A 21701-nucleotide genomic window follows, 5' to 3' on the forward strand; every position below is an offset into this window, starting at 1 on the left:
TCTCAATGAAAAGAATGAAAAGGATGGTGCGGTATACACCATCCGTCTCACTAAGCGCTGTGAATCATATATTCATCAAGTTGATTTTTAATAACGGTCACCTGAGGGCCAAATATAACTTGAATCCCAGTATCTTGAATGACGGTCGCTAATGCGCCATAAGATTTAAATTTCTCATCCTGTACAAGGCTTGCGTCTTTTACATTGACACGGAGTCGTGTCGCACAGCAATCTAAATCCAGAATGTTGTCTTTGCCACCGAATGCCTGAATGATGCCTTTTAGTTTCTCGTCACCCGTTACAGAAGCACTCCCTTCACTAGCATCGTCTTCTACATCATCTCGGCGTCCCGGTGTATTCAGATCTTTCCAAGTAATCAATGTTCTAAAGACTAAGTAATAGTATGCGAACATGAAGGCACCGACAGGGAACATCAGTAAATAGTTCGTTTTATCATTGCCTTGCATAATACCGAACAGCGTAAAGTCAATTGCGCCACCAGAGAATGTCATCCCCACGGTGATATCAAGCATATGACAAAGCATGAATGCTAAACCAACACCGATAACGTGGAACACATATAGAATTGGAGCGGTAAATAAGAAGATGAATTCCAGTGGCTCAGTGATACCAGTAATAAAAGAAGTCAGTGCAGCTGACAATAAAATCCCAGCGACTTTCTTACGATTTTCCGGTTTTGCACAATGGTACATAGCCAAAGCGGCACCTGGCATACCAAACATAAAGTCAGCAAAACGTCCTGACATGAACCGAGAAACACCTTCAAAATATTTCACTGTATGAGGGTCTGCGAGCTGAGCAAAGAAGATGTTCTGTGTCCCTTGCACCAATTGACCATTCACAACCGCTTCACCACCGACACTGGTAAACCAGAACGGCATATAGAAAATATGGTGAAGACCTAAAGGAAGCAGTGTTTTCAGGATTGCACCAAATGCAAACGTTCCTACATAACCCGTTGTTTCAACTAAGCTTCCCAGACCTGAAATACCTTGCTGAAAAAACGGCCAGAAGAAGTATAAGAACACACCGAGAAAAATAGACGCAAATGAAGCGACGATAGGAACAAAACGTGAGCCACTAAAAAATGCTAATAAAGAATGGAGTTCGGCTTTGTAGTATTTCCCATGAACAACGGCAACCAATATACCGCATAAAATACCCCCTAAAACACCGGTTTGTAAGGTCTGAGTCCCTAACACCATAGCTTGACCGGCTTCTTTTAAGTTTGAAGCTTCTAAGGTCCCGGTAATGGTTAGCATCGCATTGATTGTCACATTCATAATCAAAAATGCTAATACAGCAGCCAGCCCGGCTGTACCTTTATCCGATTTTGCTAAACCAACAGCCACACCGACACAAAACAATAGCGACAAGTTGCCAAATACGACAGCTCCCGCACTTCTCATCAGTATAAACAGAGACTGCAAAAATTGAATATCCAACATTGGATACATTTCGATGGTATGTGGATTCGAAAATACGCCGCCTATCCCGAGGAGTAGACCAGCAGCAGGCAGAACTGCAATAGGAAGCATAAATGCCTTCCCCAAGTTCTGCGCTTTTGAAAACAATTTTGAGTTTTTCATATCAGACCTTTTGCTTCGTTATGTTTTTTTTCTCTTTATGAATAATACGTCAAAAAGTAGCGAGTGCTACATTTTGTAATCAAAAAAGTGACGATTGCTACATTTATTTTTATAATATTATCAGTAGCGATCAGCCGCGCTCGATGAGAAACCACATAAAAATATAATAATAATCAATATGTTAGGATAAAAATTTGCATGGAATTATATGATGATGGTAAATAAACATTTAGATAGGAAATCGGAGCGATACTGCTACATCAACGATGAAGCTGGCGACACGATGTGCAAACGAGGCTCGATAAAGGGAAAACGCTCAAGAGTCATGAGCGTCTTCTTTTCATTTTTTGTATTGATCATAGGGGCTTTGCCTGACGTTATGACACATTTTTAACCTCAATCATATTGCTGTCTGTTTGGGCTGTATTGTCGATTAATCCGTCAATTTTTCTCATTTTTTCAAGCTGAGCCTGAAGTTTCAATGACAACTCACTCAGCTCCGAGGCAGAGATGGATGTCTCTTCCGCAGATGTTGCCGTCGAGTGGACCACCTCATCAATTTCTGACATACCCTGATTGACCTGACTCAATCCGGTCGCCTGACTTTGCGATGCATTATCGATCTCTTCGATGGTGTCGGTGATAGTTGCCACATGCTTAACAATCTCACCCAATGCACTCACACATTTTTGTGATATTGCATTACCCTTCTCGATATTTCCTACTGATATCTGAATATACTCCGCCGACTCACTCGCAGCGGTTGAACTGCGCTCAGCAAGCTTTCTGACTTCATCGGCTACCACAGCAAAACCGCGCCCCATTTCGCCGGCCCGAGCAGCCTCAATGGAAGCATTCAGTGCCAGTAGATTAGTCTGAGATGCAATATCATCAATGACATTAATAATTTCACTAATCGCATCGCTTGAGCGATTAATTTCCTGCATCGCTTGCTCAAGTTCTCTTATTTCATCGGAGGCCATGGTCGCCGCTCGCTGTGCTTCGGTCGAGACAGCACTAGCTCTTGATGCACGCTCGGCATTGTCATTAGCCTGAGTAAGAATTTCATTAAGCGAGCTACCGATTTGGGTAACAGAGGCCGCTTGCTGAGTTGACCCGACGGTCAGCGCATGGCTGGCATCATTCAGGTTCTTTGCCCCTAATGTAAGGTTTTCACTGATAGCATCCACATCTTTGTACACGGATTTTAGCGCAACCTTTTCTGATATTTCCTGTACATATTCAACATGGCCTATCTTGTTGCCATTTAATCCATTGATGTAAAAAGTGTCGACACGAAAATATTTGTCCCATTGGTGAAAGGATGTGGTCTGTTTGCCTTTTCTTAAACAGTTCACCCCACAGTCTTCGGTGTTACAGATATTTGCTCCCCAGTTTGAACAGTGCATTCCAAGTACGTCCCCACGTTTGACTCCCAGAGGATCGGTAGCAGCGCGATTGACAAACGTCCACTTCATATCCATATCAGTGACAGAGAGTGGATTTGGGATAGTATCGAGGATCTGCTCATAAAAATTGAATTTCTCTTTTGCTAAACGTTCCATCTTCATTAGGCAACCGAGCACCCCCGCTATCGCTACAACCAAAATCAGCAGGTTGGTGTTTTCTATTGCGAATAGTAAAGCGACAACTATAGATGCGATGCAGATACCTAATGCTAGACGGTAGTATTTGTTCATATGCTTTCCTCTATCCCCGATTCTCTCAATCATTGTCGATTAAATTGTAGGCCACATTAAGAGCAAAATCACTGGAGGCAGAGACGCACACTGACATTCCTAACCGTGGTCACAAATCCAATATCGGGCACCTCGCTTTTACGGGCAACAAATACTATGCTAGTTATCAGTTAAACCCATTGATTTAGTTTGTATCGTGGGTTACTCCTCCCCCAAAAGTAATCCCCAACGAGACGAAGTATGTGGTTGGTCCCGAACCAGCTCAGTTCAGAGAACATCAGCGCACAACAAACCTTCTTCATTTCCCGGTGACTCTCGGGAGAATCTTTCCTTAAACCCTTGGTAAGATTAGTGTAGTGTGGGAATCAATTTGTTATCAAACCGTTTAATGATAAGCAGGCACCTATGACTCCGACCGAAACGCTCAATACTTTAAACCACAGCTACCTCGCAATTCATCGCAAGAAAGAGGATCTGTTCTGGTCAACCTATATGGGAACCAGTGATGCCCACGACCAATCCGCCCAAGCACAAACCGAATGGACCAATTATCTCAGTAACCCACAGAAAATTGCTGACCTAAAACAAGCGATTACTGAAGCGGAAAAGCTGATTGACCCGCAGGAACGAGAATCAACACTGATCGGGTTGCAGGGCTGGCTGGCGATGTTTCAGGCGCACGCTATCGAAACTCCGGAAGGCAATCAACTGAAAGAAAAACTCATCAATTTTGAAGCAGACCTGTTTGAGAAAAAGCAGCAACATGTCATGACTTATCACGATGAAAAGGGCAATGAGGTTGAAGGGTCATTGCCTGTACTCAGTTCCGTGATCCGCACGAATGATAATGAGCAAGTGCGTCAGTCTGCGCATCAGGCGTTAATGGATCTGGAACAGTGGCTACTACATAACGGATTTTTGGATCTGGTGAAACTGAGAAATCAATTTGCCCGCACTCTCGGCTTTGATTCTTTCTTTGATTACTCGGTAGTAAAAACTGAGCAGATGACTTCCGAGCAGTTGTTTACCATTCTGGATGATTTTGAACAGCGTACCCGACCAAACCACCAGAACAGTCTGGATAACCTTGCTAAAGAGAAAGGCGAACAGGCATTACAGGCACATAATTTCCCGTTTTCTTTTGCCGGAGATGTCATGCGACAATTGGACCCTTATGTCCCCTTTTCTCAGTCACTTCGTCGTTGGGTGGAATCATTCGGTCGTCTGAATATTGACTATTCCGGTGCGGAGTTAACCCTTGATCTGCTTGATCGTAAAGGAAAATACCAGAATGGCTTCTGCCACGGTCCAATTCCATCTTTTATCGATCAAGGGAACTGGATTGCGGCACAGGTGAATTTTACCAGTAACGCCAAACCGGATCAGGTCGGTAGCGGTTACGACGGCATAAACACCCTGTTCCACGAAGGAGGCCACGCCGCCCATTTTGCCAATGTAAAAATGAACTCGCCCTGCTTTTCTCAGGAATTTGCCCCGACCTCAATGGCTTACGCTGAAACTCAGTCGATGTTCTGTGACAGTTTGCTGACCGATGCCGACTGGTTAAAACAGTATGCGAAAAACGCCGCTGGCGAAGCAGTACCGGATACCATCATCAAACAGATGATTGATAGCCGTCAGCCTTTTAAAGCCTACACAGAACGAAGCATTCTGGTTGTACCATACTTTGAACGGGCACTGTATCAGTTAAGCGATGACGAACTAACGCCTGAAACAGTGACCAAACTGGCGCGAAATATGGAACAGCGCATTTTAGGATTGGCATGTAGTCCCAGACCGTTAATGGCAATCCCACATCTTTTATCGGATGAGTCAGCATGTTCGTATCAGGGCTATTTGCTGGCACATATGGCGGTGTATCAGACCCGAGCATATTTTACCCGAACATTGGGTTACTTGACTGACAATACGGAAATTGGTCCTTTACTTGCGAAACACTACTGGTCTAGAGGCAATCATCTTTCACATAATCAGACCATTGAGAGCCTGACTGGAGAACGATTTAATGCCAAATATCTCGCCGACGCATGTAACCTTTCAGCAGAAGACGCATGGAAAATAGAGCAACAGAAAATTGCCGACTTATCTTCCCGGAAGCGATCTGACGTCGCACCGCTCAATGCCAGAATAAAAGTCGTGGATGGTGATACAGTAATCAGTGACAACTTGGTATCTGACGAAGATTTGTGTCGTCGGTTTGAAACTTATATTGCTGAGGAATACGGTTGTTAGTGAATTGAATCTGGCTAAATTCTTTGTCAAAAAATAGGAAAATGGGCCGATAGATAGTGATACCTTTCCCTTCATCTATCCGGCCGATTTTTTATTTGAGTATCATGTGGCTAAGTCGGGTCATATCGCGTACACAAGTTTTGCGATTTTCATCCTTAGGGTAAATAAAAATAAAAATAAACCTATCTTTAATCTTTTAAACCTGTATAGTCGACCTTGCTCTGACAAAGAGTTGTTTCAAGATAAAAAATATAAAGTAAGTTTTCAGCGTTATCCCTAGCAAGTTTTTCTCTGTATCTCCCTTAATTCTCTATCCCAAAAATAATGCTTATGTTCAGTGCACCTTAATTTTAATTTAATAAGGGGCATAATATGTCTAATCAAGTCATTGGTACAGTAAAGTGGTTTAATGAAACGAAAGGTTTCGGTTTCATTTCTCAAAATAATGGTGACGATCTTTTTGTTCACTTCCGAAGCATCGTTGGTGATGGGTTTAAAAAACTCATTGAAGGCGACAAGGTTTCTTTTACCGTAGGTAGAGGACCTAAAGGTTTTCAAGCAGAAAATGTAACGACACTTCAGTAGTCTTACAAGTTTTGTCTTCCTTATCACGCCTAGAAAGTGATAAGGAAGTAGTCGCTCTGACCAAGCGTTGTTTCAGATAAAAAGTATAAAGCCAGTTTTTCCAGTGTCATCTTTAGCATGTTTCTCTGCAATCACCCTTCATTCTCTATCATAAAATAACACATGTTCAGTGTACCTTAACGCTTAAATAAATAAGGGCATCATATGTCTAATAAAAATACCAATTCGATAAATATTTCTGATAAAAAAATTAAAACAAAGAAAATTTCACATAATAAGAATTCAGTAAACAACCTACTTCAAAGAATAGCAGGTGGTCAAAGCGGTGTAGTTTTAGAGGTGTTATTTTGAATAATAATGGCAGAAAGAAAATTTGGTTTAAGCTTAAAAAAGAAAGATCAAACAATGAAAATCAAGTCAATGACTGATGTTTGCTTTGAATATAAAGCTCATTGTACAAACTAGAAAAAATAAGCTCACACCATGGGTTTTAAAAGGCTGAATTATCAGTCTCTCTTTCGTTGTTCTGATAGACTTTAGAACATCAATATTAAAGAAGGCAGCGTATCGATGAGATCGCTGCCTTTTTAGTGTGCGACTTTAATATGCTTCGACAATTGTTGTCGTATGATTTTGGTGAGGTTGGAAAATAAAGTCTCATACTGGGAAAGTCCCAAGTTTCGTTAAGCCAGTTCTGGCATTCCTCCTCAGAATTTTCGCCTTCGGTTATTGAAATACTTAAGCTAAATGTAAATCCGTCAACAATTCTTCCGACACCGTTAAAGTGAGTAATGGCATCGAGATTACCCCTGTGTTTTTCCGAAACCATGCCAGTAAATAGGCCATCCATCTTTCACGCCATAATTGTTAACAAGTGACGCAATAAGAACTAGAAGAACACTACCAACAAGCACGGGTGTAAATAAGAATGAAAGACCCACAACAGATTTTCCTGCAAGAATAATTACGATTGGATTTGCGCCAGCCGGTGGGTGTACCGCACGTAAAAACTGCATTGCCATTATTGCCACGCCTACCGCAACCGACATAACGATGTAGGAATCACCCAAACCATATAAGGCAGCCAGGCCGACAGAAGCTGTTATAAGATGTCCACCGATCACGTTACGAGGTTGAGCAAGCGGCGATGTCGGGGCAGCGAACAAAATTACGCATGTGGCACCAAATGGAGCCATTAACCAAGGAACACCTGAGTATTGACCTAGTAGACACAAACATAGAATGCCGAGAGTTCCTCCAACAAGACCTTTAGAAAGCTGGAGAAGAGATGGACGTGGAGGTAACGAACCGCCACCTTTTAGTTTATTCATCATAAATTCCTTAAAATAAAGATCTCAATGGAAAATGTGTTACATTGGTTTGGTACAGATCTGTACCAACGAGTTAAAATGATACAGATCTGTACACTCAATACAACCAATTTATTTACTATTTGGAAAATTATTTTATGAGCACCAAAGATCACATCCTCGATACCGCTGAGTCATTGTTTAATAAGAATGGTTATACTGCCGTTGGAGTAGACCTGATTCGAGATACCGCAGGCGTATCAAAAACATCCATGTACCGGCACTTCGGTTCGAAAAACAAACTTATCGTCGCGGTACTTACTCGAAGACATCTAAGGTTCGAAGAGAAACTTGGTGGAGTCATTACCCCCAACATGAACATTGAGGAAAAACTGGAGGCTTTAATCGATTGGCATTTTAAGTGGTTCGGAACCACTGATTTTCACGGATGCATGTTTATGCATGCCATGTCTGAATTTAAAGAGTCAGACGATTCGATAGCCAATTCAGCACTAATGCATAAAAAATGGCTCAAAGGGCTGATCAAAGAAATAATATCCAGTAACCCAGAATTGAATGAGAAGCAAATTGAGTCTAAATCTGAAGCGATCATGACGTTTGTAGAAGGCATGATTATGCGTGCCGAATCTAGCGACATAACCGAATTTAGGCTGATTTATAGAATAGCGATACAAACGCTATCCAAAACGAATTTTTAAAAAGGAGGACAACAATGTCATTGACGAGTGGAACACATCATATTGGCTGAGCAGTTTCAAAACTTGAAGAAAGCGCTGAATTTTTACCAAACTATTAGAATGGAAAGAAGTTAAGCGTCGTGAAGACTATCCCGCAATTTCAATCAGGCATAATTAAATCTCCGTGGGTATCATTTCTGTGATTTCTAAGTTGGAGTGTCAAAGACAATGAGCGTGATGAAACGTCATGAACGACAGATAAAGAAAGTGTGCGATTTTATAGATGGTAACCTAGATGACGAGTTTTCGCTTGAGCAGCTAAGTGCTGTAGCAGCCAGTTCAAAGTACCACTTTCACCGTATCTTTAAGTCGTTTATGGGGATCAGTGCGATGCAATATGTGTTGCTGGCACGAATGAAACGCGCTTCTTTCAGGTTAGCGTTCGAGTCAGAGTACAGTGTTACTGATATCGCTTTTGAAGCCCGCTTCGAAAGCCTAGAAGCCTTTTCCCGTGCTTTTTCTAGGATATTTGGACAATCACCTTCCCAATTTAGAAATCAGCCTGAGTGGCGCTCTTGGCACTCAAAGTATGAATATCGTCCACCGATAACAGGAGAAAGTGTAATGGATGTTCAAATCGTAGATTTCGAAAAAAGAAAAGTGGCATTGATTGAACATAAAGGTAGCCCGCGACTGATATACGAGACGGTAGCCAAGTTCATAAATTGGAGAAAATCAACAGGTTTGTCTCCAATCAAAACCAGCGAAACATTTGGAATTCCTCACTCTGACCCAAGCGATACGCCAGATGATGAGTTCCAGTTTGATGTCTGTGGCTCACACGAAGGAGAGGTTCCAGCAAACGCCTATGGTGTTAAAACTGGAATAATACCAAGTGGCAAGTGCGCCATGGCGATCCATAAGGGAAGCCATGACAGTATTGGCAACACCGTGTATCACTTGTATCAAAAATGGCTGCCAGATAGCGGCGAAGAATTGAGAGACTTCCCTTGTTTCTTCCGTTACTTAAATTTTATTCATGAAGTAGAAGAATGTGAGTTGTTAACGGAGATCTATCTACCGATTAAATAGTAAGCAGATATGAGCGGTGGTCAGCATATTGATACAAAAACAAACCACCGCCGATTTGTTACGCGTTGCTTGGTTTTGGGAATAAATAAGCATCGTCATTCCGCTGCTTAACATAACCATAAGTATTGAAAACCAGTCGTGAAAGTTATCAGCCCAAAATTTCGCCGGAACACAATGGGGCATCAACATTGAAGAAAAGGCAGCGTATCGATGAGAGCGCAGCCTTTTTAGTATGATACTTTAACACTCAATATGAGACTTTACTCTTATCACACATTTCTTTGAGCCAACGTCTATACCGAGTCTCCGACGCCGCATATTTATTTTTTGCCATAAAAAACCGCTATCCCATGCAGATAAAACAAGCATAAGGACAACGGTTTGAGTATGCAACTCTATTACTTATCTTCTGTGAAGATCTATATCAGCGTTTCACTTCTATGAATCAACAGGATTTTTCTGAAAGTCTATCAAATCTGTACGTTTTACCGATTTTATTGATTTGTTTTGGATCTAGAACAAATTGCTCATCGTTATAACGACAATAAACGACCCAATGCCAAGTGTACTCGAACTCACGATAGTTGATCGCTAAAATAGCCAAATCGGGAAGTGAATTCATACTCTTGAACTTTCTACGGCGACCACTATTTCAAGATTAAATACAGCGTCTAATTTCCTTAAATCAGACGCTGTTGTATAGAAAACGTCATCATTTCCAAGAGTTAAAACATCGAATGCAATTTCCTTAACTGTTTGGTATTTTGTACTCGCCAATATTGCGATACATGCATCACCCACTTGCTAATCCAATTCTTCTGTTGAAGCTGTCATTTTTACCACTTTATAAAACTTAACCCCCAAATCTCGGTCTAATTCAACATGATAATCTTTATTGACTTCATCACAGTTTTCATCCTTTGATATATCACCAAATAAAACATAATTTAAACCTCCATCTCGCTGTGATGACCCGAATATGATGCCATGAAAGAACCCATTCTTATAATTGCGAATAGTTTCCGCAAACATCTGGGTCTCTATATAACTTATATCGGTTGCCCTGAATGGTCTAGAAATCAGTTCATGGATAGACCCCAATAGATATCTGTTTTGAAAGGATTTGTCATTTATTGGATCATCAAGAATATTAGCGTCTTTGGGGAGCATTTTATCCAGAAGGGTAAAATCAAAAAAGTTGAGGTCTTTGGTGCTCACGAATTCCCCGATTGCAATGGTGTCATTAACATAGGGACGAAGCTCTGCTATCGCTGTTTGAGGATCACTTGCAGTATACATAAAGGATATTCCTGAAGGACTCATTCGATTGTTTGCAGCAAGAAAGTCTGGCGGTGCACCAAGTTCTACCTCTGGATTTGAAGAGATAGCTCTTTTGTGAGAATCATCCTTGGCTAGACGTCCCCGATAGAAAATATTTCCTTTTTTTATTGTTTTCAACGCTGAGTTGAATTCTTCATTTTTCTCCACAGAATACATACATGCTCCAATCAAATCTTCATAAAATCGAGAGGCACCTGTATGGGTGAAACGGCGGATATGCTTAAGCTCTCTGGAAAAATTATTCCATTGCTCAATGGATTCTTTTTCGCATTCTTCTTTAAATACATCATCCACAATACTTATATAGCGCCCTTCTAATTGGAAATAAGACCCATTTTCCTGACACAGCAAGTGAGCGAGTTTTTTGAGTACTTGCTCATTATCATAAGTAAAGCGCTTCAAAACTTGATTAAGCGATATAGCTTCAGACATTTCGTCTTTAATTAGTTTATAATGGTTTTTGAGTTTACGTGTTAGCGTAAACACGAAATCCTCTAAAAGAATGCCATTGCATTTATCTTTCGAGCATATCAGACAATGTTTTTCAGAAAAAAAATCTCTATTTCGTGTATTAAAATAGTACGCTTTTTGGTTGCATTCTCCACAGATAACACCAACAGAGTCTCTAATCTCATTCAAATTATGTTCATACATTATATTTCTTAATCTCTTCATGGTGCTACAAATACTCCTATCGTATTAAAATACCATGATATCAAGGTTTTTCCCTTCATCGTCCTAGACAACTTTGGGTCGTCATTGAGTATCTTAATTAGTTTAATACGAATACTTTTTATATGGAAAAGAGCTTTAGTGAGGTGAATGCTTGGAGGCACATACGTGCTAGATGTTTGGAATCAATCTGACACGTATATGAACAATTTTATTTGAGCAACGGCAGTGTATAGATTATTGATTACCGCCATTTCAGGATGACACTTTAATACTCAGTATGAATCTTTATTAAACTAAACTATAAATAAAAAGTTTAAAATAGAGCATAATCAATACTCTTTAAATTGACAAAGTTAGAGTGATAGCTAAACTAATAATTAGATAAAAGGGATTTCATATGACTAGTCAATATCATTTAATTGCAACCAGCAGCGACCTGAACATCGGGAATGTAAATACTTTTCCAAACGAAGATGGGGAGCTTTCATACTCCGTCGATAAAACAAACTCTTATAAAGGGGTAAGCTTGTTGTTTGATCCTGTCGGAAATCCAATTTTTGAAGTTAATGCTTTTATATTAAGTAGGAGAATCATTGAAGGGTTAAAGGACACTAAACCCAGCTCGTTTGCCATGTTGTCTTACTTTCGTTTTCTAGATGCAAACAATATTAAGTGGGATGAATCGAATCATCATCTGAAACGTTATCCAATTTTCCTTTTCAGAAATAATCTTGAGAACCAGATTGCAAAAGGAAATTATTCACGAGAAACAGCTAAAGCATTCCTGTCGGTTGTAAGACGCTTTTATATGTTTTGCTACCGTCACGGATACATTTCCGAATTGCCATTCGATATACAAGGTGTGACCAAATATGGACAAAACATTACTGATTGCTCGATCCGCGGAGGATATAGCGGAACAAAATTAAGACCATTGGATGATCTCGACATTAGCCATGTCAGGAAAAACTGGGAAAACAATGGGCTATCTTATGAATTTCGTTTAGCAGTTTCTCTCTCCATTACGACAGGGTTAAGAGCAGTAGAAATATCAGATATCAAAAGAGATCACTTTTGTATACCCAAAGGCTTTGACGGAAAAACATTAACAGGAATACGTATCGGGCCAAGTAATGACTGTAAGACGAAATATGATTTAAATCGTGAAATATCTATGCCCGTATGGTTGATGAAAGCTTTCAACAGTTATCATGAAACAAGTAGGTACAAAAACCGGGCAACACTGTTTTATCAAGCAACAGGTAGCACCAACATTCCCGCATTATTGACTAAATCAGGAAATCCATTTAACACACAGATGCTTAATGTCTTGTGGGGTAAGCTACGTAAAGCCATTCGTCAACATGACAACAAACATTTCTCTCATCGTTTGCATGATTTACGGGCAACTTTTGGTGCCAATAAACTAGAAACATTACTAAATCTTGGTTCGCTGACAACAACTCAAGCACTAGCCCAACTAAAAAGTGAGATGGGTCATAAAGATCTCGCTACAACCATGAGATACCTGACCTATTGGGAAGGCAATCCTGAAAAAAATATGGTTCCGGAAGTAATGACCAATATACTTGATGGTATGACACAGCAGTTATGAAGAAAGATCAAATTAATAACAAAGCATTTAAGCATCGATACCGTTCTATACCGATTAAAGATATGTTAGTTGATAATACTGTTGAAAATATAACTCAGTATGAACAAATTTGGAAAAATGGTAGTGGTATCAACCGTAAGATTAACTTCAAAGAGTTAGAAAAGTACGCTTCATCTGAGCACATTAAATGGTTGATTACAAGATTTGAATCTTCAGGTTGGTCTGAAGCAAGTAAAGTATCGAACTATGGTTATATTAAAAGAGTATTCACTTGGAAGTATTCAATTAATGGTTCGAAAGATAATATCTGTTTTTCAACAGATATTTGTTCGGATTTTATTCGCTCAAACTATCTCTCTATGTTAGCTAATGGTGTTGGTGTAAAAGGCGAACCTATTTCAGGGAAAAGCCTTGGTTCTCTAGCTGCCAAACTTTCTTGTACTTTGACTAAACTGGGGCTTAGAGCGATACCTAAAGAGAAAAGAAATTTAAACACAAGTAGCGCTAAACTGGATAGTGATAACTACTCAAGTTATGAACTGAAACGTGTTGGGAGAGTGCTTCTTAAAGATCATAAGCTATTACTTAATAAATATACCAATGAACCATTAACAGAAAAATCTAAACAAATAACCTTTAATCGATTAATTTATAATGCAATATTCTTAACTATTTATTATCTCGGTACAGGTCAGATGGAAACCATCAATATGTATATTGATGATAATTTTAGAATAGATAATCTTGGCAATAATCGCATATCCATCATTGGAATAAAAGGTAGAAACAATTACAAAGAAAATGAATATTCTTTTATACCAAAAAAAAGTTGTAAGTCGTTCTTCGATTCGCATCTATCTTTTTCTAAAACGCACATTAATAGATTAGATTCAAATAAACATTTTTTGTTTAAAAAATTTGATGGTAATAGCCCTTCTTCAAATAATTTATACTACTACGTAAAGTATTTACGTAGTACATATGAAGAACTTGAAATATTATATAATCAGAACTCAGCATTTTCTCTTAACTGTGAATCCTTAAAATCAACGATAAAAGAACGGATGGAAGTTGAAAAAGGTCGTCTTCATGCTTCACTAGCTACGAGAAATTCACCTAGTACTTTTGATGCAGCAAAATATAGTAAGACAACTGAAACGGATGCTAAAAGGCAACTAGCCATCGGGGTGACTACCCTTCAGTACTTAGGTGAAAATCCATCAGGAGGAACAAAAGTAGCCATTGCACGAACTAAAGAACTAATCGGTGAAGTCTTAACGCCAGAAGAATTTAATCTTCTTAAAAGGAAAACAGAAAGTCATGTAGAACGGATAGCAAACGGTGGGTTTTGTAAAGGGAATGAATCCCCACAACGAAATGAATTTCAAAAAAATATGAATAAAAATGAGCTTCTCAGTGATGATGATAAATCACATATGGGATGTGGATTCGTTGTGAAGTGTTTCTCCTGCAAAAACTTTGGTGTGGTTGATGATAGTAATGATATCTGGCGTTTACTATCCTTTGAGCAACGACTAAATGAGGCAATGACACTACATAAAGATCTTTCTCACTTCATTCAAAACTATGGCGAGATTAAGCTAAATATTGTTGAGTTAAAAAAACGCTTTAAAAAGTCCCACCTTAAAGCAGCAGAAATGAAATTAAAACGAGAAATCCATCCTCTTTGGGATGAAAACTCTATTGAAGACATTCTAAGGGGATAATATGTATAGCGTTGCTTTAAATCACACCGATTTTGACGTGTATTCTTTACCCGATGGTGACTATCCAATGCCTGCAGATGATACAGTGGTCAGTCTCGATAAAAGTTTTTCTCCGGTTTCTTATTTCAAAGATGAAAAATGGGATTTCAATGATTTTTTCAATACTAATGGTGCACCAAAATCACAATATATATTCAGATTTCCTAAAGGAAAACACAATGCAAAGCTGCTTCTTGAACTCAAACAACGAGCGTATTTTTTAGTTTGGGGTGGGAAAGGAAGGCTGCTTGATGTAGGAAATCCATTTCGAAAAATTGAATCATGTTTCAATATCATAAGATACACAGAAAAAATCTTACGATGTTTTAAAAACACGCAAATAAATCACCTTTCAATGCTAAGTAATGAACTGGTTTTTAATCAGGTATTACAAGAGTTGTCGGTAAAATCTGAAGCAGTTTCATTACTAACACTGAAACAGTTAAACATATTAAGTAGCCTAAATAGTTATTTCCCCGAAAATCGTCATTACGAGCTAGGTATTCCTGAAGGGAAAACAATCAATCAGGTTGCAAAAAAATATTCTTTAACAGGGAAAGGGCATTATCCGACAGTTATTCCTGTGATTTATGAGCAATTAATGGGGCATCTAATCAATGATGTAGAAGCTGCTTTTCTTGATCTTGATATATTGAATAATGTTAAAAAATTTGCTCAAAACAAGAACATCACAGAACGAAAAGCCGTAGAAACTTTTAAAGTATACGAGAGTGCTTGTTTTGTTACTTGTAGTGCTTTCACTGGTATGCGGATTAGCGAATTACAATGTATTACTCACGATTCATACAAAGAGATCGAGGTTGAAGGTATTACCCTGCCAACTCTTCGCTCATGGACTAGGAAACTAGAAAAAATATCGCGAGAAGATGTATGGGCCTGTTCGCCAATATGCCAAAAAGCTTTGTCTGTACTAAGAGAGTTAAATAGCGACCATCGTTCTGAAAAAAATAACATTCATATCAGTCCACGGTTTTCTTTCGAGAGCCAAGCCAAAACAGGTAACAATATAAAGTGCTCAAAAAAGGAAGTTTTACTCAATACAAAGGGTTTGAGTGATTTATTTAAATTCTATTCAAACCATATAAATATTCAGTATATACCTTCAACAATGAATGAAGCTTATTCGCTACTAAATCCGGTTATATCTGAACGATATGAACCGCGTAAGCAGAGAGAAGATGAAACGATTTATTGGCACTTTTCATCTCACTCACTTCGACGTTCGTTTGCTCATTTCGTTGTAGGTAATGGTCTGGTTTCGCTTGCCTCATTGAAACAGCAATTTAAACATATCCACTTGTCTATGACCGCCATTTATGCCAGCCACAGTGACGTATTAACACTACTTGGTATAGAGAACCAAGCCAGTATTAAAAGAGATATTGAGCAAGCGGAGGAAGTTGCTCATATCAAATACTTAAAAGATATGGTTGAGCATCCAGAGGAACAATCAGGTGGTTTTATGAAAGCGTTTGAAGGTGATCCAAGGGTAATGACTGAGAAAGAATTTGAAGCTCTTGCCAAGAAAACAAAAGGAGCAAATAAAACCACTGGTTATGGCCGTTGTTTTGCTGGAGTAAAATGCAAATTAGCGCATATTTTTGAACCATCGAACTGTGTTGCTGAAGATTGTGAAAATCTAAATATCAATAAGGAAGAAGCATTCCGGTGGCAAAAAAGGCACCGTTCACTTTGTTTCAACATTGAAAAAATGAAAAAGCTTGGACTATTTAATCGAAATACATTGGCTCGTGAGTTAACAGATATACGTGCTGCTGAGAAAGTTATGTTTGAGCATGGTATTGATTTTAACCGATTCGAGTTAGGGAGTCTTTAATGTCACGAGTAAAAGAAAAACTGTTAAAAGCTCTGGATGAGTTAAGAGGTGAAGGTAGAAAAATCAGTCCCTTCGCTGTAGAAAAACGCGCAGGTGTCGCCAATGGTTCATCAAAATACCATCCTGATGTGTTGGATGTTATCTTAGCTGAAAAGGCAAAGGCAACGCTCTCTAGCGAATCAAAAGCCCCAAAAAATGCACTTAAGTCAAAACAAGAGAAAGCTCAACTAACGAAAGCAAAAGAGCAAATCGAAAAGTTAAAATCGGACAATGCTGCTCAAAAGATAGAACTTGAGGCTTCGACTAATGCTATAGCTCAGCTCACATGGGAGCTACACCGTTATAAAACCAAAACAAATCAAGACCATGTTATACCACTCAAATCGTAATGGTTACATTCGATATACAGATAATTTCATAATACCTGAGTGACAAAAATGAACAAATCTAAAACAGAAATGCCTCTAATCATTTTGGTATTGCCTCTCCGGCATCATTTCTCCTCGAATATTTGACCTAATTTGCCTAATGTTAAAGCGTGAACGAGACATTGTTGATCATTACATTGTTGGCAATTTACAACTTAATAGGCTGTTGCATGGAGGGGAAAATGAAGACAATGACTATCGAATGGCAGCGTTTGGTTGATAGCGATGGACAAACGTGCGAGCGGTGTTCTAGTACTGGTGACGCAACAGATGTTGCATTCGGCAAACTTAAGCGCTGTATGGCAGAAGTTGGTATCGAAGTGCTCATGGAAAAGCGTTCTATCAGCCAAACAGTTTTCGAGGAAAAGCCACTAGAATCTAACAAAATTTTGATCGATGGTCGAACCATCGAAGAATGGGTCGGTGCAACTTCAGGACAAAATACTTGTTGTGGTCCTTGTGGCGATAATGAATGCCGGACCATTAATATTGGAAACCAGATGTATGAAGCAGTTCCCGAGAATATGATTATTCGCGCGGGATTTCTAGCCGCTGCTGAAAAATTGAAATAACTACCCCAATGACCCACAGGCTTGATATCAAGCAGCTAAAACTAATGTGTTTGACATGGTTGCGTAACGCATATCTGCCCCAAAACGTGTTTCGACTGCTACAAGCTATCATTACCAAACCTAATATGAATCTTCAATATAGCTTTATGCTTAGATTGTAGAATGACAGTTCTTTTTTAATAACAAGTGACTATTCAGATAAATCCAATGGCATGTATTGCGATTACTTAGCCCTGTTGAGTCAATGTGATTGTTTTTTAAGTCTAAGTTGCTAGTTTGAATCGTTTTAGATTGATGTGCATCTGATTTAGTAGCACAATATTCAAGTTTAAGTCGTAGACAAAGAGTTGTGCAAAAGACAATCAAAGTGGATGGAATGAGAAAAGTTACAAACACAACATGGGATGGTCTTCCATTTCATGACTTTAGAAATAGATTTTTCGTGGAAGTCTGGAAAGAAATTTTATATGTAAATACACCATCATTTTATCAGTCAAAAACGATGAATGTTATGTCGGGAGCTGAGGAAATTATAGAGGCAGTTGACGATTATTTGGTGGATGAGAAAAACGGTAATTTTTTATTAACAATTTTAAGCGATTATAAGAATGTCCTCAAGAGTGATAATATAGCAAGGATTTTATTTACAAACCTTTATCCTTTATTAATTAATAAAACGGATTTAAACAAAGAATCATTAAGCAATCATAGAGCAATGGAAATTAAAACGATTGTGAGTTTGGTTCTAAATAAAGAAGATGAATATTACAATGAACTTAAAAAGCAACTAAAAGCTAGTGTTTTATCTGCTGTAGATTTAACGAAGAAAGCTAGAGTTATGGAGGAGATTTATAAGTTGACCAAGATGTATATAGGTCATTTACTTTGGAAAGGTTACTCTCCTACATATCTCTATAACCGTATGGAATATCTAACAAGAATAACAAACTATGGTTCTAGAGACTTTTCAGCTCAATTAAATAGCTGCCTTGATAAATTAACAGTTAGAGTAAGTGACTATAATGTATATTTCTTAGTAGCTCCTTTAAGTAAGTACCTTATCGAAACGAAAAATATTCTTGGTGTTGAATTTGTAGACCGTAAACAATTCATTACTGATGATAACTATAAAAAAATATCACAGGGCTTTGAATCTTCAGTTGTTGCAAAAGTCGTGGTTAATACTACTGATTATGTATCAGCTGCCTGGCAGGCAAATGAGATTCTTGATAAAGCTATAGATTTTTTAGGTATTGAAAAACCGCAACATAATTTCAAGTATTCCCCTGTTTGTTTGACTGAGTTTAATTCAGGGGCTCATGTTCATAAGCAAACAATTAACATTGGCAGGTTAAAGCAATTCATAACAAGCAAAGATACAGGTGCTTTAGAGTCTATCCCTCAGTCTATCAAGTTCTCATTCCGTGAATCAATAAAATTAGAACGATATGACGTATTAACTAGATCATTAAGGTATTTGCGAGTAGCTAAGGAATCAACGTCTTTAGAGCAGAAGTTGTTAAGTTTATGGATTGCTCTTGAATGCATATTTGAAAGTACGGAAGGTAACATAATTTCAGGTATTACTAATTATGTACCTCTATTTTACAGCTCTCAAAGCCTTGATATTAGATTAAATTACGCAAAGTCATTACTAGAAACACGTTTGTTTTATTTACCTACAAGTTGGAAAAATCTTGTAAAAAACAACGAAAGTAAGTTTAATCAGCTTAGCCTTACAGAATTCTTTGATATCATGAAAATTGAAAAAAATAGACATAGTGTTTATTCAGATTTGACGAAATTAGGTGAAGAATTTGTTGTCTTTAGAGTTATTCATATTTTTGATTGTTTTAAATCATCAGCAGCCTGCGAGAAAAGAATAACAGACACTAAAGTAGATGTAGAAAAACAACTTCATAGAATTTACAAAGTTAGAAATAAGTTGACGCATCGAGCTTTTTATGGACACGTTCGACCTCAGCTTGTTGATAACCTTTTGGGCTACTTACTAAGTGCGTACAATACTTTGATTTTAGGCTGCATATATGACGACATACCTGATTTCAAGTCGCAAGACTTATTTAATGTGTACAAGTCTGCTTATGGAGCCATGATTCATAATATGAAAGGGACAAAAAAGGACTTACCTCAAATTAAGCATCATGATTTCATTGTTACAGAACAGTTTTAATTTAGATATTAATGGTTAAGAACCCTGAAGCCAACAGCACTCAATACAATGTTGCAACAGGCCGATGTCTATAACGAGTTGGTTAGGTGAAACAAATAGCTCTGTTGTTGTAGGCATTGCTAGTTATTTGCGATACCCACGGTAATCCTAAGAAAGCTAAATTAGTAGATGCCCTGACACAAAACTGTCCATCTCTGATTCAGCCCAACCGTTCGGCCAAACCATGATAGTTTGCGTAAGCTGCCAGATAATGCATGAATTAACACGCTCCCTAAGATAACGTTATATCCCCTCGGCGAACGAGCATGCAGAAACGCGAGTAGTCATGGCTATAAACGAATACCCTATGAGGGACGCTAGATCCGCTCATAAATGAATCGAATGCTGAAAGAGTGGCTTTCGGTAACGATGATGGATCAACAACTTTCCAGGGAACGTCTGGCAGTTCGAATTCTTCTAATGTCGGCAATAAGTTTAAGTATGGGTCAGTCATGCATTTTATCCCTGCTTATAGTGTAAGATTAATCAGTAGTGCTTAAATTTATTTGGTTTAGGTTCTAGATGATTTCAATTCAATGGATTCTCGCCACTGCCGTGATTCCTTAACACTACGCTCAAGGTGATCGTCACTTTTAAGATGCAAACCGTTTCGTCGGTTACGAGCGACACGGTACAAGATAGCTCTGCGTTCTTTCTCGGTCATAACACCTCCCATCCACCAATTTGCCAGTATGATTCTATTTTTGCTATTCCTATGTTTATGAAAGTCAGTTTTGAACTTCCTAACATAACAAAGTTCACAAAGGTAATTTGTTCAACTCTCCGTATTTATCATTGATAAGATAAGCCACTTCTCTATTGCGCGCATCCTTAGATAGTAGCAACTCAGCAATAGTTAGTAATGCCAACGCAGGTTGACCAATTTTTAAAGACTTGCCCCAAAATGGCTTTATTACTTTAAGAGGTGGTAACTCTTTATGTCCGATAGAGTACTTGACCGGTTGATGTCGGCTAAACAATAGTAGCTCGTGAGGGTGGTTATATTTTGTAAGCTGAGTCGCGGCCACTTCTCCCCCCCAAACATCTCCTGGCTGCAATAAGATATCTTTCCAATTGTCAACAGGAGGATAAGTCGTCACCTGATGATAGCGAGCTAAAATGTGACCATAGCTTTTCAACCATTCATAACGCAGCTCTGGCTCATTTAAAAATCTTCTTTGGCGTTTACTCTTTGCTATATGGTTGTTTTCAATAAGGTACTTCATTGCCTTTGTAACCATACCAACCGAAATGTCTGCTTTAGATGCAATATTCGCATAGGTCTCATTGATAAGGTCTTTTTCAGCGAAAAGAGCAAATAAGCACTTCATGATACCGATAGTCATAAACTGGTGAGATTTATTTTGTTTTATCGGAGGTCTATTGCCAATGAATATGCATATGTCACCAGTCATTACTCTTACGTTTCCGGAGTCATCGGCATAGTTGATATTTGAGTCATGGCATAACTGCCTAAGATAATCGCTAAGGTGATTACAGAAAAGTATGTCGTTAGCTTTTGGTCGTCGTTTTAAATAGCTTTTAATACTTTCTTTACGATGTATATGAGCATAAAAAATATTAAAAGTTATCGGCTGACCATTAACTGTCATTTTAAGCTGCGGCCTACCACCCATTTCTCCAAGCGTATAGACAGCGTTGAATTCTGACGGTAAGCCAATAAGATTGGGTTCGTTATGAAGTTGCATCATCGTAAATACACGCCTTATACATTTTTCATGATTCATGAAAAAAATAAAACCATAGAGTTTTATAGCTTAAAAACTTAAGATTTTCGAGAAAAATGAAAAAAACAGTAAATTTAACCAAAAAAATTTCATTAAAATCAATAAGTAGGATTAAAAACATACATTCACTACGCATTTCTTGAAAGTATGAATACAACAATAGGAGGAATGATATTTTTATTATAATAATCAATATATTAGTTATATTTTGGGGTCA

Annotated in this window: 16 protein-coding genes and 1 pseudogene; 11 read left to right on the plus strand and 6 right to left on the minus strand. The window is 38.4% G+C overall.

Features of this window, described 5'->3' with window-relative positions; all coding sequences use genetic code 11:
* Positions 1 to 50: 50 nt before the first annotated feature.
* Positions 51 to 1559 carry a PTS transporter subunit EIIC gene (locus tag MKS89_RS12870; protein WP_207521957.1) on the minus strand — a complete coding sequence of 503 codons (1509 nt, stop codon included), beginning with the start codon at positions 1557 to 1559 and terminating at the stop codon, positions 51 to 53.
* 659 nt (positions 1560 to 2218) lie between these two features.
* Positions 2219 to 3310: pseudogene (locus MKS89_RS12875) on the minus strand (methyl-accepting chemotaxis protein); the annotation flags it as partial.
* Between the two features lie 405 nt (positions 3311 to 3715).
* Here MKS89_RS12875 and MKS89_RS12880 point away from each other — a divergent pair.
* The 3 genes from MKS89_RS12880 (at position 3716) to MKS89_RS12890 (ending at position 6499) form a co-directional block, all read left to right on the plus strand.
* The gene (locus tag MKS89_RS12880; protein ID WP_072958347.1) at positions 3716 to 5563 is read left to right on the plus strand and encodes a M3 family metallopeptidase; all 1848 of its coding nucleotides are present in this window, start codon (positions 3716 to 3718) and stop codon (positions 5561 to 5563) included.
* A gap of 372 nt (positions 5564 to 5935) precedes the next feature.
* Positions 5936 to 6148: a cold-shock protein gene (locus MKS89_RS12885; protein ID WP_072958344.1), complete on the plus strand. Its 213-nt coding sequence runs from the start codon at positions 5936 to 5938 to the stop codon at positions 6146 to 6148.
* A gap of 204 nt (positions 6149 to 6352) precedes the next feature.
* Positions 6353 to 6499 carry a hypothetical protein gene (locus MKS89_RS12890; protein ID WP_165614818.1) on the plus strand — a complete coding sequence of 49 codons (147 nt, stop codon included), beginning with the start codon at positions 6353 to 6355 and terminating at the stop codon, positions 6497 to 6499.
* Positions 6500 to 6951: 452 nt separating this feature from the next.
* Here the strand turns inward: MKS89_RS12890 and MKS89_RS12895 are convergent, their stop codons facing one another.
* Complete coding sequence (locus MKS89_RS12895; protein WP_072958342.1) at positions 6952 to 7482, minus strand: HPP family protein; 531 nt, start codon at positions 7480 to 7482, stop codon at positions 6952 to 6954.
* Between the two features lie 134 nt (positions 7483 to 7616).
* Between MKS89_RS12895 and MKS89_RS12900 the strand changes: the two genes are divergently transcribed.
* Positions 7617 to 8177, plus strand: a complete 561-nt coding sequence (locus MKS89_RS12900; protein ID WP_072958339.1) for a TetR/AcrR family transcriptional regulator — start codon at positions 7617 to 7619, stop codon at positions 8175 to 8177.
* Between the two features lie 207 nt (positions 8178 to 8384).
* Entirely contained in the window at positions 8385 to 9248 is an 864-nt protein-coding gene (locus MKS89_RS12905; protein ID WP_072958335.1) for an AraC family transcriptional regulator, read from the plus strand.
* 804 nt (positions 9249 to 10052) lie between these two features.
* Here the strand turns inward: MKS89_RS12905 and MKS89_RS12910 are convergent.
* A complete protein-coding gene (locus MKS89_RS12910) occupies positions 10053 to 11243 on the minus strand; it encodes an RES family NAD+ phosphorylase (RefSeq protein WP_165614817.1) in 1191 nt (396 codons plus the stop codon).
* A 418-nt stretch (positions 11244 to 11661) separates the two neighbouring features.
* On the opposite strand from MKS89_RS12910, the gene MKS89_RS12915 reads away from it, so the two are divergent.
* From MKS89_RS12915 to MKS89_RS12940, 6 genes are all read left to right on the plus strand, one after another.
* Complete coding sequence (locus MKS89_RS12915; RefSeq protein WP_072958327.1) at positions 11662 to 12879, plus strand: tyrosine-type recombinase/integrase; 1218 nt, start codon at positions 11662 to 11664, stop codon at positions 12877 to 12879.
* Entirely contained in the window at positions 12876 to 14606 is a 1731-nt protein-coding gene (locus tag MKS89_RS12920) for a hypothetical protein (protein ID WP_072958324.1), read from the plus strand. Before MKS89_RS12915 ends, MKS89_RS12920 begins: the two co-directional genes overlap by 4 nt.
* A gap of 1 nt (position 14607) precedes the next feature.
* Positions 14608 to 16503 carry a site-specific integrase gene (locus tag MKS89_RS12925; RefSeq protein ID WP_072958321.1) on the plus strand — a complete coding sequence of 632 codons (1896 nt, stop codon included), beginning with the start codon at positions 14608 to 14610 and terminating at the stop codon, positions 16501 to 16503.
* On the plus strand, positions 16503 to 16892 hold the full coding sequence (locus tag MKS89_RS12930; protein ID WP_072958319.1) for a hypothetical protein: 390 nt from the start codon (positions 16503 to 16505) through the stop codon (positions 16890 to 16892). Before MKS89_RS12925 ends, MKS89_RS12930 begins: the two co-directional genes overlap by 1 nt.
* Positions 16893 to 17113: 221 nt before the next feature.
* A complete protein-coding gene (locus MKS89_RS12935) occupies positions 17114 to 17503 on the plus strand; it encodes a DUF2703 domain-containing protein (RefSeq protein ID WP_072958317.1) in 390 nt (129 codons plus the stop codon).
* A gap of 376 nt (positions 17504 to 17879) precedes the next feature.
* On the plus strand, positions 17880 to 19697 hold the full coding sequence (locus MKS89_RS12940; RefSeq protein WP_072958436.1) for a hypothetical protein: 1818 nt from the start codon (positions 17880 to 17882) through the stop codon (positions 19695 to 19697).
* 271 nt (positions 19698 to 19968) lie between these two features.
* Here MKS89_RS12940 and MKS89_RS12945 read toward each other — a convergent pair whose 3' ends face one another.
* Both MKS89_RS12945 and MKS89_RS12950 read right to left on the minus strand, forming a co-directional pair.
* Positions 19969 to 20190, minus strand: a complete 222-nt coding sequence (locus MKS89_RS12945) for a hypothetical protein (protein WP_013868469.1) — start codon at positions 20188 to 20190, stop codon at positions 19969 to 19971.
* Between the two features lie 304 nt (positions 20191 to 20494).
* Entirely contained in the window at positions 20495 to 21448 is a 954-nt protein-coding gene (locus MKS89_RS12950; protein WP_072958314.1) for a type IV toxin-antitoxin system AbiEi family antitoxin, read from the minus strand.
* Positions 21449 to 21701: the final 253 nt, after the last annotated feature.

It is taken from the genome of Vibrio gazogenes, from assembly GCF_023920225.1.
Classification (GTDB): domain Bacteria; phylum Pseudomonadota; class Gammaproteobacteria; order Enterobacterales; family Vibrionaceae; genus Vibrio; species Vibrio gazogenes.

Excerpts from the sequence above, each read along its gene's own strand:
- MKS89_RS12870 (WP_207521957.1), bottom strand. The coding sequence starts at position 1,559 with ATGCTTCCTATTGCAGTTCTGCCTGCTGCTGGTCTACTCCTCGGGATA.
- MKS89_RS12880 (WP_072958347.1), top strand. The coding sequence starts at position 3,716 with ATGACTCCGACCGAAACGCTCAATACTTTAAACCACAGCTACCTCGCA.
- MKS89_RS12885 (WP_072958344.1), top strand. The coding sequence starts at position 5,936 with ATGTCTAATCAAGTCATTGGTACAGTAAAGTGGTTTAATGAAACGAAA.
- MKS89_RS12890 (WP_165614818.1), top strand. The coding sequence starts at position 6,353 with ATGTCTAATAAAAATACCAATTCGATAAATATTTCTGATAAAAAAATT.
- MKS89_RS12895 (WP_072958342.1), bottom strand. The coding sequence starts at position 7,482 with ATGATGAATAAACTAAAAGGTGGCGGTTCGTTACCTCCACGTCCATCT.
- MKS89_RS12900 (WP_072958339.1), top strand. The coding sequence starts at position 7,617 with ATGAGCACCAAAGATCACATCCTCGATACCGCTGAGTCATTGTTTAAT.
- MKS89_RS12905 (WP_072958335.1), top strand. The coding sequence starts at position 8,385 with ATGAGCGTGATGAAACGTCATGAACGACAGATAAAGAAAGTGTGCGAT.
- MKS89_RS12910 (WP_165614817.1), bottom strand. The coding sequence starts at position 11,243 with ATGTATGAACATAATTTGAATGAGATTAGAGACTCTGTTGGTGTTATC.
- MKS89_RS12915 (WP_072958327.1), top strand. The coding sequence starts at position 11,662 with ATGACTAGTCAATATCATTTAATTGCAACCAGCAGCGACCTGAACATC.
- MKS89_RS12920 (WP_072958324.1), top strand. The coding sequence starts at position 12,876 with ATGAAGAAAGATCAAATTAATAACAAAGCATTTAAGCATCGATACCGT.
- MKS89_RS12925 (WP_072958321.1), top strand. The coding sequence starts at position 14,608 with ATGTATAGCGTTGCTTTAAATCACACCGATTTTGACGTGTATTCTTTA.
- MKS89_RS12930 (WP_072958319.1), top strand. The coding sequence starts at position 16,503 with ATGTCACGAGTAAAAGAAAAACTGTTAAAAGCTCTGGATGAGTTAAGA.
- MKS89_RS12935 (WP_072958317.1), top strand. The coding sequence starts at position 17,114 with ATGAAGACAATGACTATCGAATGGCAGCGTTTGGTTGATAGCGATGGA.
- MKS89_RS12940 (WP_072958436.1), top strand. The coding sequence starts at position 17,880 with ATGAGAAAAGTTACAAACACAACATGGGATGGTCTTCCATTTCATGAC.
- MKS89_RS12945 (WP_013868469.1), bottom strand. The coding sequence starts at position 20,190 with ATGACTGACCCATACTTAAACTTATTGCCGACATTAGAAGAATTCGAA.
- MKS89_RS12950 (WP_072958314.1), bottom strand. The coding sequence starts at position 21,448 with ATGATGCAACTTCATAACGAACCCAATCTTATTGGCTTACCGTCAGAA.